The sequence below is a fragment of the Kocuria sp. CPCC 205235 genome (assembly GCF_040980905.1).
GTDB lineage: Bacteria > Actinomycetota > Actinomycetes > Actinomycetales > Micrococcaceae > Kocuria > Kocuria carniphila.
On record NZ_JAVKPR010000002.1, the window covers coordinates 266,148 to 279,042 of the forward strand.

Sequence of the window (12,895 nt, forward strand, 5' to 3'; positions counted from 1 at the left end):
GCACATCGTGGCCACGTCACCGCAGCAACCGGGTTCGGATCCTGACCCAGTTGGCCCCGCCAGTACCGGAGACGCCGGGGACACCACCCCGCGCTCGGATCAGACTCCGGACAGGGAAAAGTCCCGGCCGCAGGAATCTGCGACCGGGACAGCCCCGCTCATTGAAGACCGTCAGGACACCGGGGGGAACAAGCGTCAGATCAACGCCGCTCGCATGGAAGTGCGATTGCGGCGGATTGCCCTGCTCGGACTTGTACTGGTGCCCTTGCTGTACTTCATTGTGCAGTCACTGCGCTGACCCTCTCCCTGGCCCGCGCAGTGACCGCATGTGCGGGATCAGTTGGCTTCGGGAGCGGTGAACTCGACGTCCAGGTCGATGTTGACCTTGTCGGACACCATCACGCCGCCGGCCTCGAGAGCCGCGTTCCAGGTCACGTTGAACTCCTTGCGGGAGATCGAGGTGGAGGCGGTGAAGCCCGCACGGGTCACTCCGAAGGCGTCAACGGCCACGCCGTTGAACTCTGCCTTCAGCTCGACCGGCTTGGTCACGCCGCGCAGGGTCAACTCACCGGACACGGTGCCTTCGCCGTCGGTCAGATCCACGCCGGTGACCTGGTAGGTCATCTGCGGGTGGTTTTCCACGTCGAAGAACTCTTCGGAACGGACGTGGTTGTCACGAGCTTCGTTCTTGGTGTCCACGGAAGCCATGCCCACCACGATCTCGCCGGTGGACTGTGCTGCGTCCTCAGCCACGTTGAGCTGGCCGGAGACGTCCGAGAACTGGCCGCGCACCTTGGAGATGCCTGCGTGACGAACGCTGAAGCCGATCTCGGTGTGAGCGGGGTCCAGGGTCCAGGTGCCGGTGGTCATGCCGTTCAAAGTAGTCATAGGGAATCTCCTTAGAAATATCGCGCTCCCCGTTGGCCCGGGGAACAACTGCTTGCTTCGGAAACTACTTTACTCCCCTGTGTTGAGATGTCAACCAATTCCATGGAAACTATTTATATGATCTAGATCATAGAAGAACCCGATCCGGATGCGGATCGGGTTCTCCTAAGTGTTTTCGACGCCGCCCTACGGCCTGGGCTTGAGCCGCACGTTGGGCAGCTTGGGCGCCGGAAGAGCGCCGTCGTGGTGCGAATCGGCCACGACGCTCAGGAACCTGCCGTGCGGATCGGCCTCCGCAGCGGGCGGGGCGTCGTCGGCATTGATGGCGGACTGCCAGGCATCGCGATAGGCGACAATCTCGTCGTGGGAGCGGCCCACAAGGTTCCACCACATGGTGATCTGTTCGCCGAACGGGGTGCCGCCCAGGATCAACAGGATGACCTGCTCGCCCTGGGGTACCTGGAATTTCAACTTGCGGGCACCGGTCGCGAGGTGGGCCAGCTGAGCGGTCTTGAGAACTCCCCTGGGACCGCCGTCATCGGGGTCCACCTGAATCAGGGTCTTACCCTCGTCCAGCAGCACGCCGTGTTCGAAGTCCTCGTGGAGGTCGAATTCGACCTCCACGGTGTGCTCGGTGGCATCCACCACGAGCTCGGCGCCCAATACGGGATGGAACGAATGCACCGGCGAGCGCTGCCCCGCGAATTCGCCCAGGAACACGCGCAGATCCCAGTCGTCACCGCTCAGCGGCTCGGGGGTGTAGGCCTCGAAACCAGGATCGGTGTCGCGGGATTCATCGGGTAGCGCCAGCCACAGCTGGGCACCGTGCAACACGGTGGTGTCGGCGGTGGAGTATTCGGTGTGGCTGATGCCGCGACCTGCGGTCATCAGGTTGATACTGCCCGGGGTCACGGTGGCCTGATGAGCGGCCGAGTCCTCGTGGTCAATGCGGCCGGTGAACAGCCACGACACCGTTTGCAGCCCGGTGTGCGGGTGCGGCGGAACATTCATGCCACCGGTCTCACTGACGTCATCGGGGCCGTAATGGTCCACGAAGCACCACGGGCCGATCATGGTGCGCCCGCGCGCGGGAAGGGTCCTGCGCACCTGCATGGCACGCGGCCCACCCAGCGGAACCTCACGGGGAACGATGATCTCCAGGCCCTGCGTGGGCTCATCCTCTCCGCAGAGTTGCTCTGAAGGATCCGGTTCGATATTGCTCACTGCGTGCCTCCTTCCTTGCCCGTTTCCTTACGCGCGGCGTTCCCGCGTTCAGATCTGGTAGTCGATCACGGACTGTTGGCTGAGCCCGTGGAACTGCCGCTGGTGGTACACCAGGGGTTCGCCCGAGCCCTGGTCGCCCAGATTCTCCACGACAGATGCGTTGAAGACCAGTGCGGGGCCCGCCTTGACCCGGGCGAGCGGCACGGCACGCAGCACACGACGCACTCCCAGCAGGCGAGGCTCACCGGTGGGCAACGATTCCCACGGCATGTCCTCGCCGAAGCGCGGGGCGCCGGAGATCGAGAAGGCACGGGCCAGGTCGATGTTGTCCGCGTCCAGGAAGTGCACCAGGAATGACTCTGCGTCGGCCACGATCGCGGCCGAACCGCGTTTGGCCTGGAGTGAGAAACCCAGGATGGGCGGTTGCGCAGAGATCGACGATAACGACGACGCCGTGAGACCCACCGGACCCTCCGGTCCCGCCACGGTGATGATCGCGATTCCCGCGGGGTGCTGTCCGAAGGCCGCCTTGAACCCGTTGATCAGGTTGTCGTCCTCGATGAGGTCCTCCGTGGGTGCCACGAAGTCGGCGACCTTGGCCGAGGCGTGCTCCGCTTCTTTCCCGGTGGCGGGCACCGAATCCAGGACGTGCTCGTGACGGTCCGGCGACATCAGATCAGCAGAGTCCGCGCCGGGCTGCGAAGCTCCGGATGGTGCGTTGCGAGGCTGATCTGTCATGGAAAGTCCTTCCGAAGGTGGACGTGGTTGACGGCCTCAAACACTGCGAGGCGCGTGGTAGCTGTAACGGGGGCTGACTCTCCACAATTCCAGGCCGCTCCGGATTTGTTCATCCGGCAGCGCAACAGTCCGTCACAATTACTGCCTGCTCCCTGGTGCTCACGTGGTCGCGTCAGCGCGGTTGGCTAGCGCAACGAACGGTATTCCTTGGCGAAGTGCACGAGCGGTGCGTCGGCATTGCCCGCACCCTCGCCCCGGCCCATGGCCACCACGCGGCCGATGAACACCTCGTGGGTGGCCGCGGTATGGCTGGAGACGGTTTCGAGTTCGAACCAGGCCAGGGAACCGTCCAACACCGGGGTGCCGTAGGTTTCGGTGCGGTGGAACGGAACGGAATCCAGCAGCCCGTCCACGGGGTTGCCGGGACTCGCCAACCAGTTGGCCACGGATCGCTGGGACGAGTTCAGCAGACTCAGGGTCCACACACCGGAGGTTTCCACGGCCTCGCAGATCCGCCCCATGTCGTAAAGACACACGAGCATGGTGGGCGGATCGTAGGAGACGTCCGCGAACGCGGTGACCGTGGCCGCGTGATCCTTGCCGCGGTGCCGCGAACACACCACGCCCACACCCGCTGCGTGGTCACCGGCCAAGAGCCGATAGCGATCCACTTGTTCGTCCGTGGGTTCTCGATCCACTGCCTCTGCGTCCATGGGTTCAGTCTGGCATTTCCACCGAGGCCGCCGCACCGGATCTGAACGGACCCGCCTCACCCGCCCCGCTTCTCAAGCCCAAACCCTCCGCTAGCCCCGTCCCCGGTCATCCGCAGCGTGATGTTGAGCCTGCCACCGTGCTTCATGCCCAACTGCGGACCACCGGTTCCGGGGTACACCTTGGGCACTCCGTGGAACGCGTACCGGGACGGGCCGCCGAAGACGAACAGGTCCCCCGAGCGCAGTTCGATGTCCTGATAGGGCGCGGTGCGGGTCTCAGTATTACCGAACCGGAACACGCACGTGTCCCCCAGTGACAGGGACACGATGGGCGCGGCCGAGTATTCGTCCTTGTCCTGGTGCATACCCATGTGTGCCTGGGAGTCGTAGTAGTTGATCAGCGCGGAATCCGGTTCGAAGTTCAACGCCAACTCACTGAGCTCCCCGTACGCGTCCGCTGCGGCACGCTGACCCGTGTGCACCAGCCAGTCCGGTAGCTCCTGGATCCCCGGACCCGCACTCGCCCCGTACCGGTAGGGCCGCCAATTGCGCCCCAGCATTACGGACTGCACGGACATCCGGCCTCCGCCGGGCATCACCTGGTGGCGCATGGGAGAGTCCCTGACCCACACGCGACACTGCGTGACCAACTGGGCCTGCCGTTCGGGATCCAACCAGTCAGGAAGGTGCACCGCGCCGGGAGCCGGTTCCTGACGTTCACGGGGCACGGAGAACAATTCATTGACCTCGAACCTGGTCATGCATCCAGCGTACGCAGCACCCCCGACATGGTTAACCGGTTGTTCACCCACCGGTGACCTCCACTGCTACTGTCAAAACATGGTTAGACAGCGTCGTGCATTGATCGTCAGCACGGGACGCGACCGGGGGGCTCTAACGGGTGCACGCGCGCTTGGACGCGCGGGGTGGCACGTGGGAATCGGCACGCCTATCGGCGGCGGAATGCCCGGGGCGTCTCGAGCGAGTTCCGTGCATCATTTTGTGCCCAAGCCTCGCGGGGACGATTCCGCGTTCCTGCACGGAGTTCAAGCCGCCATCGAGGAGGGCTCCTACGAGATCGTCTTCGGCGGCGGTGACGACTGGATGGCCGCGTTGTCCGCATACAAGGACCAGATCCCCGCGGTTGTGCCCCACCCCGACAAGTCCGCAGTGCACGCCGGCCTGGACAAGGTGACCCTCGCGGAAGCTTCCGCAGTAGCCGGATTGGCCGCTCCCTACACCGTGGCCGCAACGCGCGAGGAACTCGCCAACTGGCATGGGCCCGTGGTGGTCAAGTGCCGTGCCCACTGGTCACAGGGCCAGACCCGCCCCCACCGCATCGACGCCCGACTGTTCGCGGACAGCGCTTCCGCTCAGTCCCAGGTGGAGCGCATCCTGGACGCCGGGGCCGAGCCCATCCTGCAGCGCCCCGTCAACGGCGGCCTCAGTGCGCTCATTGGCATTTTCCACGAGGGCCGCCTGCGCGCCCGCGTTCAACAGGTCAGCCCGCGGCTGTTCCCCACGCCCTACGGCGCCTCATCCCGAGCCGTCACGGTCCCGGTGGATGAGGAACTGGTCGCCCGTTCCGAGGACCTCCTGCGCGATCTCGGGTGGTCCGGCCTGGTGGAACTCCAGTTCCTCACCGGTGACGACGGCGCTCCCCACCTCACCGACCTCAACGGCCGCTTCTACGGTTCTATGGCACTGGCCGAAAAGGCCCGCCCGGGACTGGTCGACGCTTGGGCCCGTACCGAGCTGGGAGAGCCCATGCCGAACCTTTCCGACGGTCGCCCCGGTGTGCGTTACTCGTGGTTCGCCGGCGATCTTCGGCGCGCCAACCGCGAGCGCCGCGGCGGGCTCGCGAGCGACGTCGTGGACACTCTGCGCTGGGGCATGCGGGCACGGCACAGTGTGTGGGACCCCAAGGATCCCGCGCCGGCCGGCTATCTGGTGACCCAGCGGCTGCAGAGCTTGCTTCCTGGCCGGAGCTAGCCGCGCTTCTTGCGCCGCATGGCGCCGATCATCTCCGTCACCACGGTGCGCTCGGGGGCGCGCATGAACAGCAGCCCCAAAAGGTAGATCGCGAAGACTCCAGCGGTGATCGTCGCGAGGATGACGAACGCCGGTAGATCGACCACGAATGTCTGCAGGGCCAGCGCCCCCACGGTGGCAATTGCGGCCAACAGGACCGCACGGACAACGAGCCCGCGCAGCATGCCCGGTTCCAGCCCGTGATGCCTGCGGTAAAGCAACCAGCCATTACCGACCGCGGCGAAGATGAACGACAACGTGGTGGCCAGGGCAATGCCCGCAACGCCCATGAGCGGGCCCAGGACGATGTCACCCACCACGTTGATGACCATCGCGATAATGGCAATGGTCACCGGAGACCGGGAATCCCCCACGGCGTAGGAGGCCCGCACGATGACCTGCCGACAACCCAGGGCCAGCAACGCGGGGGTGTACCAAAGGAGTGCGGTGGCGGTGACGGCGACCTGAGTGTCGTCGAACGCGCCGTAACCGAACGCGAGGTCGACCACCGAGACGGCACCCACGGCGAGCACCACGCAGATGGGCGTCAACACCGTGACCGTGACAGAAAGCCCCCTGCCCACGAGCCGACGCAGCTCCGGGGCGTTCTTGGCCGATGCGCTCAACGCCGGGTAGAGCGGGACCAGAAGCGAGGCGATCAGCAACGTCTCGGGCAAGTGCACCAGTCGCCATCCGTAGGACAGCGCGGTGATGCTGCCCTCGTCCAGGCTGGAGGCGACCGCGCGGTCCACCATGGTGTTCACGTTGGTCAGCGCCGTGCCCACCAGCATGGGCGGGGCCAGCCGGGCGATTTCGCGGAACCCCGGATCCTTGAGGTCAAAGCTCGGTCGCAGTTTGGTCCCCAGCGTGCGCAGCGGTGGGATCTGGAAGGACAACCGCAGCGCGGAGCCGATCACGAAGCCCCACGCGAGCGCCTCGATGCCGTACACGGGCCCGAACAACCCCGCAGCCGCGATCATCACAATGTTGAAGGGGACACCCTCCAGCGCGGACCAGGCAAAACGACCGTGAGCCTGCACGAGCGAGGCGATCAGGTTGGTGCCGGCAATGAACACCGTGGCCAGCAGCACGATCCGCATCAGGTGTTCCGTGATGGCAGTCTGCTCCGGGCCGAACCCGGGTGCGATCACGGCCGTCACCGGGCCGGTGAAGATGCCCGCGAGAACGGCTATGAGCCCCAGGATCACCATGGTGACCGTGAGGGCCACGTTGAAGCTTCGATGCCCTTGGCACTTGCCCGTCTCCTCGGCGGCCTGGCGGGCCGTCACGGGAGTCACCGAGCGGGCCATGGCATCCGCAATGAGGGCGAGCACCACGTTCATCAGGCCTTGGGCCACGAGGTAGGCATCCAGTCCGGCGCCGGCGCCGAACACCGCGGCAATCACGATGTCCCGACCGAAGCCGAGGATCACGGAAAAGGCGGTCAGACCGGTGACCAGAACTGCCGCGCGAGACACGCTCCAGCGCGGGTTGCGATCCGCGTGCCTACCCACGGGTCGTGGCTTCCGCCGATACCCGGGAAGACGAACTGCGCACGGTGTACCTCATGCACCCTCCCCATGGACGCAGTTGACTGGCGGATCGTCGCTGAGTCTAACAGCGGCGCGGCGGGGAATTAGTAGACCTCGCACGCCGTTATTTCCCGTAGAAAGCATCATCAAGAAGTGAGGTATTACGTGCGCCAACCGCTGTCCGTCATTGATTTCGCAACCGTCCGCAAGAATCAGTCCGTGGGTGAGAGTTTCGCCGATTCCGTGACCCTGGCTCAGGAAGCCGAGCGGCTCGGATACACGCGCGTTTGGTATGCGGAGCACCACAACATGCCCACCATCGCGTCCTCCGCGCCGGCCGTGCTGATCTCGCACATTGCGTCCAAGACGGAATCGATCCGGTTGGGTTCCGGCGGCGTCATGCTGCCCAATCACTCCCCGCTCACGATTGCCGAGCAGTTCGGCACCCTGGCCGAGCTCTACCCGGGGCGTATCGACCTGGGCCTGGGCCGCGCACCCGGTACGGATCCGCGCACGCTACAGGCACTGCGCCGCTCACCTCAGTCCGCTGAAAACTTCCCGCAGGACGTCAAGGAGCTGCAGGGCTACCTGACCGGCAACTCGCGCATCCCCGGAGTCTCTGCAACACCCGGCGCCAACACCAACGTGCCGCTGACCATCCTGGGGTCCTCGTTGTTCGGTGCGCAGTTGGCCGCGTCCTACGGTCTGCCCTATGCGTTCGCTTCACACTTCGCCCCGGATGCCCTGGTGGACGCGGTCAACACCTACCGCACCCAGTTCCAGCCTTCGGAGCAGCTGGCCGGGCCGTACGTGATCGCTGCGGTCAACGTGATCGCCTCCGAGGACGCCGACGACGCCGCTCGTCAACTCGAAGCCACCCAGCGGGCCCGAGTGCGCATGATGGTGGGCCGCGGCCGCGAGTTCACCGAAGATGAGATGGATATGGTCATGGCATCCCCCGCCGCGCAGCAGATCCTGCACATGCTCAAGTACATGGCGGTGGGAACCCCTGACACCGTGGTCGACTACCTCGAAGGGTTCGCCAAGCATGCGGATGCCGATGAACTGATGATCTCCCCCGTGGCCACCCGCCAGGCGGACGTCCTCAAGGGCATGGAACTGCTGGCCGGAGCCTGGAACAAGTAAGGCCCCAGCCAACAAACCCCGTGGAGAGGGTCAGGAGAGTTTCCCGAGGAACGTGCCCAGAGCGGCGTCGAACTCCTCGGGATTCTCCATGTTCGGGGTGTGGCCGCAGTTGGTGATCACGGCCAACTCGCCGTGAGGCAGCAGCTCGGCCATGCGCTGGGCTGCGCCGCCGTCGAACGCGTCGTTGTCGCCAGCGATGACCAGGGCGGGCTTGTCGAAGTTCTTGAGTGTCTCGACAAAGTCGTTGCGTTCGGCGCGGCCGCGCATCGCCGCGGTGGCGCCCTCGAGCGGCGAGGCCTGGATCATCTCGAGCACGGTCTTGGCGACCTCGGGCAGCCGCTGGACGTTGTCTTCCCAGATCATTTTGGGCAACGCGGACTCGCCGTACGCGTCCATGCCGCCGCTCACGATTCCGTCCGCGGCCACATGACGCCGCCGCCGCCCCGCCGCGTCCTCGGCCTGCGGGACCGTGTCATTGATGATGAGTGCGCTCACGCGCTCCGGGTGGGATTCGACTAGCTGCATGGCCACCTGACCGGCCATCGAGAAGCCCAACAGCACCGCCCGCTGCACCTGCAGCTCGTCGAGCAGTGCGATCACGTCCGCCACGAATTCCTCCGTGTACACAATGCCGGGGGTGACCTCCGATTCACCGAATCCACGCAGGTCCGGCGCGATCACGCGCCAGCCTTGCTCGCTGAAGGCCTTGACCTGACCGTCCCACATGGAGCGGTCGTAGGCGTGACCGTGCAACAACACGAGCGGGGCCCCCTGGCCCTCGTCCGTGTAGGCGAGGTCGATGTCGTTGACGTGTGCGGTGTGCGTGGTGAATGCGGAACGGCTCATGGCTCCCATGATGCCAGCCACCTGGCGGGGGCCTCCACGACCGGCCATTTGATGACGCCTTACTGCTGGGTAGGGTGCCTTACCGTGCAGTAAGGCGTCACGAAATGGTTCCCACACAGCCCCGACGCCGCCCGCCCCGGGAAGGGGGCAAGCGGCGTCGGCGATCGGGATCCGGCCTGGGCGAGGAACGCTAGGCCTGACCCAAGAACTCCTTGATGACCGCGTCCGTGTGCTCACCCAGGGCGGGCACGGGCTTCATCGCGGGCTCGGTACCCTCCAACGTGGCCGGGGGCATCATGGACCGCACCGGGCCGGCCGGGGTTTCGACGTCGCGCCAACGGTTGCGCTCGGCCAACTGCGGGTGGGCGGAGAACCCGTGCATGTCCCGCAGCTGGGCGTTGGCGATCCCCACGGCGTCCAGGCGAGCTTGCAACTCCTTGGTGCTCAGCGTGGAAGTGGTTTCGGCAATGATGTCGTCCAGTTCCTCCCGGTTCTCCACACGGCGGGCGTTGGGGGTGAACCGCGGATCCTGCGCCATGTCCGGGCGCTCGATGACCTGATCGCAGAACAACTGCCACTCGCGCTCGTTCTGGATCCCCAGGAAGACCGTGCCCTCCGAGGTCTGGAACGGGCCGTACGGCGCGATGCTCGCGTGGGACGCTCCCGCGCGGCGCGGGGCCTTGCCGCCGTACTCGGCAAAGAAGTAGGTCTGCTGCACCCACTCGCCCAGGGACTCGAGCATGGAGATATCCAGCACCTGACCCTTGCCGGTCTTGCCGCGCTGAATCAGGGCTGCAAGGATTCCGGAGTAGGCGTACATGCCGGCGGAGATGTCCGCTACGGACACGCCCACCTTGGCCGGAGCCTCCGGGGTGCCCGTGACGGAGAGTAACCCGGACTCGCACTGGATGAGCAGGTCGTAAGCCTTGCGCTTGGTGTAGGAACCGCCCATGCCGTACCCGGAAATCGACACGTGAATCAGCTGGGGATTGATCTCCTGCAGTGCTTCCGCGCCGAGACCCAGTCGCTCGGCGGCGCCGGGTGCCAGGTTCTGCACGAGGACATCTGCTTCCTTCATGAGCTCGCGCATGACCTCTTTGCCCTGCTCGGACTTGAGGTCGAGAACCACTGATTCCTTGCCACGGTTGAGCCACACGAAGTAGCTGGCCATGCCGTTGACGGTTTCGTCGTAGTTGCGGGCGAAATCACCTTCGGCACGTTCGATTTTGATGACGCGCGCACCCAGGTCCGCCAGCTGACGGGTGGCGAACGGAGCGGCAACGGCCTGCTCCATGGACACCACAGTGATGCCGTCCAGGGGAAGTGAGTTGGGTTCTGACGTAGTCATGAAACCTCCTTCGGGGATGAGAACTGCAGTGGCTTAGAAGACGAGGGGCACCAGGAACAGGCCGGCCGCCAGGACCACGAAGATCGCTCCGATGTTCATGTAGATACCGGTACGGACCATCTGCTGCATGGTCACGGCGCCCGAGGCGAAAGCAATCGCATTGGGAGGTGTACCCACGGGCAACATGAACGCACACATGCACGCGATGCCCGCTGCCACCACGAACACGGTGGGATCGGCGCCGATACCCACGGCGATACCGCCGACCACCGGGACGAACGCCGCAACCGTTGCGGTGGAGCTGGTGAACTCGGTCAGCATCAGGAGCACGGCCACCATGACGCACAGGATCAGCCATACGGGCAGCGCACCCAAGCCGGCCACGGCGTCACCGATCCACGCGGACAACCCGGTGCCGGTGATCTGTGAAGACAAGGCCAGGCCGCCACCGAACAAGAGCAGGATTCCCCAGGGGAGCTTCTCCGCGGACTTCCAATCCATGAGCATCACGCCACGGGACGGGCGCACGGGCATCATGAAGGTCAGCAGTCCGGCGGTCATGGCCACCACGCCGTCGGTGATCCAGGTACCGGGGAAAATCAGGGGCAGGGCAATCCAGCAGATCGCGGTCGAGCCGAAGATCACTGCGATCATGCGCTCACCCGTGGACATTTTGCCCATCCCGGCCAGCTCCGACTCAAAGAGTTCGCGGCCGCCGGGCAACTCATCGACCTCGGGGCGCCAGACCCACTTGGTCAGCACGAGCACGCCCAGGACGTACATCACGATCATGACCGGGACACCGACGAGCATCCACTGCAGGAAGGTCACGGGCACACCCAGCGATTCACGCAGGTAACCCACCACGATCAGATTGGCCGGGCTGCCGAGCATGGTGCCGAACGAACCAATGGTCGCACCGTAGGCGATGCCGAGCACCAGAGCGATGCCGAACTTGGAGTTCTTCTGCAGCCCGATCCGGCGCTCCTCGACCATCTTCACCACGGCCATACCCATGGGGATCATCATCATGGCGGTCGCGGTGTTGGACACCCACATGCTCAACAGGGCCGTGGCGAGCATGAAGCCGGCCACCAACCGTGTCGGTTTGGTGCCGACCCGCAGCACGACGTTCAACGCAATGCGGTAATGCAGGTTCCACCGTTCCATGGTCAATGCCAGCAGGAAGCCGCCCATGAACAGGAAGATGATGTCGCTAGCGTAGGAGGGCGCGATGTCCTCCAACGGCGCCACACTCAGCGCCGGGAACAGCACGAGCGGCGTCAGCGCGGTGACGGGGATAGGTACGGCCTCCGAAACCCACCACACACCCATGAGGATGCCGATGGCGGCTGTCACACGGGTCTCGTGCGGAAGATCGGAAGGCATCAATATATAAACCAGAGCACCCAGGGCGATACCCCCGAAGACTCCAATGAGTCTGCGGTTGTGATGACTGGCCTCACCGACGTTTTCGGCCATTCCGGGAGACTGCTTCATCCCGGTACTGCTTATAGAGCGTGAGTTCTGATCACTCATACCCGCCACCTTTGCTTGAGACATGCACTTCAATATATTGAATACTGTGACGCCTGTCACCCCCTGGGACCAATAATCTTTTGAAGGCCCATCTGCCGCGAAATCTCGGGGATGTCAGCCCCTGTTCAGAACTGAGAAGCCATATAGTTCAAGGGGAAACAGCAGCCACCTACCGTCAATCCACCGAGGAGAGGCCATGTCCGGGCCCAACCAACCCCCGGCCCATCGCCGCGGGACCATGAGTCGCCGTGCTATGGAGCACATCCGTGCCCAAATATTGGACGGTCATTACTCCGCCGGGGACGTGATCCGCCCCGAAACCGTTGGCCCGGAAATCGGCATCTCCCCCACCCCCGCCCGGGAGGCCCTCCAGGCGCTCACCACGGAGGGCTTCCTGTCCTTGATTCCGGGCAAGGGATTTACCGTGGACCCGCTGACGCCCCAGGACATCGAGGACGTCTTCACCGCTCAACAACTCATCGCCGGAGAGCTCGCTGCGCGCGCCGCCCAACGCGCGACGCCTCAGGACGTCGACGAACTGGAAGCCATTCATTTCGAAATCAACGCCGCCGCAGTGCGACGCCTGGTCGACGTGGTCGAGGAACGCAATCACGCGTTCCACCGCCACATCACCCTGCTGGCGGACGCCCCCAAGCTCGCGCGCATCCTGGCGATCGTGACCCACTACGTGCCGCGCAGCTTCTACGGCTCCATCGAGGGCTGGCCCAAGGCCTCGGCGGAGGACCACGCTCGCATCATCGCGGCGTTCCGCTCCAACGACGCCGACGCCGCTCGGGTCGCCATGGCCGAGCACGTCGCCCACGCGGGTGAGCTGTTGGCACAGCACATCGCCGCCCAGAAGTGATCCGGACGGCGATGTACGTCTTGCG

Annotated in this window: 13 protein-coding genes; 4 read left to right on the forward strand and 9 right to left on the reverse strand. The window is 64.9% G+C overall.

Annotated elements, in window-relative coordinates; translation table 11 throughout:
• The first annotated feature begins 7 nt into the window (after nucleotides 1-7).
• A complete protein-coding gene (locus RF638_RS02695) occupies nucleotides 8-298 on the forward strand; it encodes a hypothetical protein (protein WP_368841394.1) in 291 nt (96 codons plus the stop codon).
• 38 nt (nucleotides 299-336) lie between these two features.
• On the opposite strand, the gene RF638_RS02700 is transcribed toward RF638_RS02695, so the two are convergent.
• The 5 genes from RF638_RS02700 to RF638_RS02720 form a co-directional block, all read right to left on the reverse strand.
• Nucleotides 337-888 carry a YceI family protein gene (locus tag RF638_RS02700; RefSeq protein WP_368841395.1) on the reverse strand — a complete coding sequence of 184 codons (552 nt, stop codon included), beginning with the start codon at nucleotides 886-888 and terminating at the stop codon, nucleotides 337-339.
• A gap of 186 nt (nucleotides 889-1,074) precedes the next feature.
• Entirely contained in the window at nucleotides 1,075-2,112 is a 1,038-nt protein-coding gene (locus tag RF638_RS02705; RefSeq protein ID WP_368841396.1) for a pirin family protein, read from the reverse strand.
• Nucleotides 2,113-2,160: 48 nt separating this feature from the next.
• Nucleotides 2,161-2,850, reverse strand: a complete 690-nt coding sequence (locus RF638_RS02710; RefSeq protein WP_238663036.1) for a flavin reductase family protein — start codon at nucleotides 2,848-2,850, stop codon at nucleotides 2,161-2,163.
• Nucleotides 2,851-3,035: 185 nt separating this feature from the next.
• A complete protein-coding gene (locus RF638_RS02715; protein WP_368841397.1) occupies nucleotides 3,036-3,563 on the reverse strand; it encodes a flavin reductase family protein in 528 nt (175 codons plus the stop codon).
• Between the two features lie 56 nt (nucleotides 3,564-3,619).
• Nucleotides 3,620-4,324: an alpha-ketoglutarate-dependent dioxygenase AlkB gene (locus RF638_RS02720; RefSeq protein ID WP_368841398.1), complete on the reverse strand. Its 705-nt coding sequence runs from the start codon at nucleotides 4,322-4,324 to the stop codon at nucleotides 3,620-3,622.
• Nucleotides 4,325-4,565: 241 nt separating this feature from the next.
• Here RF638_RS02720 and RF638_RS02725 point away from each other — a divergent pair, with 241 nt between their 5' ends.
• A complete protein-coding gene (locus RF638_RS02725; protein ID WP_259913046.1) occupies nucleotides 4,566-5,555 on the forward strand; it encodes a hypothetical protein in 990 nt (329 codons plus the stop codon).
• Here the strand turns inward: RF638_RS02725 and murJ are convergent.
• On the reverse strand, nucleotides 5,552-7,072 hold the full coding sequence (gene murJ / locus RF638_RS02730; protein ID WP_368841399.1) for a murein biosynthesis integral membrane protein MurJ: 1,521 nt from the start codon (nucleotides 7,070-7,072) through the stop codon (nucleotides 5,552-5,554). The two genes, RF638_RS02725 and murJ, sit on opposite strands and share 4 nt — an antisense overlap.
• Before the next feature lie 219 nt (nucleotides 7,073-7,291).
• Here murJ and RF638_RS02735 point away from each other — a divergent pair, with 219 nt between their 5' ends.
• On the forward strand, nucleotides 7,292-8,272 hold the full coding sequence (locus RF638_RS02735; RefSeq protein ID WP_368841422.1) for an LLM class flavin-dependent oxidoreductase: 981 nt from the start codon (nucleotides 7,292-7,294) through the stop codon (nucleotides 8,270-8,272).
• A gap of 30 nt (nucleotides 8,273-8,302) precedes the next feature.
• On the opposite strand, the gene RF638_RS02740 is transcribed toward RF638_RS02735, so the two are convergent.
• The 3 genes from RF638_RS02740 to RF638_RS02750 all read right to left on the reverse strand — a co-directional run bounded on the left by RF638_RS02740 (nucleotide 8,303) and on the right by RF638_RS02750 (nucleotide 12,005).
• Entirely contained in the window at nucleotides 8,303-9,118 is an 816-nt protein-coding gene (locus RF638_RS02740; protein WP_368841400.1) for an alpha/beta fold hydrolase, read from the reverse strand.
• Nucleotides 9,119-9,308: 190 nt separating this feature from the next.
• Nucleotides 9,309-10,466 (reverse strand): CaiB/BaiF CoA-transferase family protein, encoded by a 1,158-nt coding sequence (locus RF638_RS02745; RefSeq protein WP_315276524.1) that lies wholly within the window; start codon nucleotides 10,464-10,466, stop codon nucleotides 9,309-9,311.
• A 33-nt stretch (nucleotides 10,467-10,499) separates the two neighbouring features.
• On the reverse strand, nucleotides 10,500-12,005 hold the full coding sequence (locus RF638_RS02750) for a DASS family sodium-coupled anion symporter (protein ID WP_368841401.1): 1,506 nt from the start codon (nucleotides 12,003-12,005) through the stop codon (nucleotides 10,500-10,502).
• 196 nt (nucleotides 12,006-12,201) lie between these two features.
• On the opposite strand from RF638_RS02750, the gene RF638_RS02755 reads away from it, so the two are divergent.
• Nucleotides 12,202-12,870: a GntR family transcriptional regulator gene (locus RF638_RS02755; protein WP_238663037.1), complete on the forward strand. Its 669-nt coding sequence runs from the start codon at nucleotides 12,202-12,204 to the stop codon at nucleotides 12,868-12,870.
• Nucleotides 12,871-12,895: the final 25 nt, after the last annotated feature.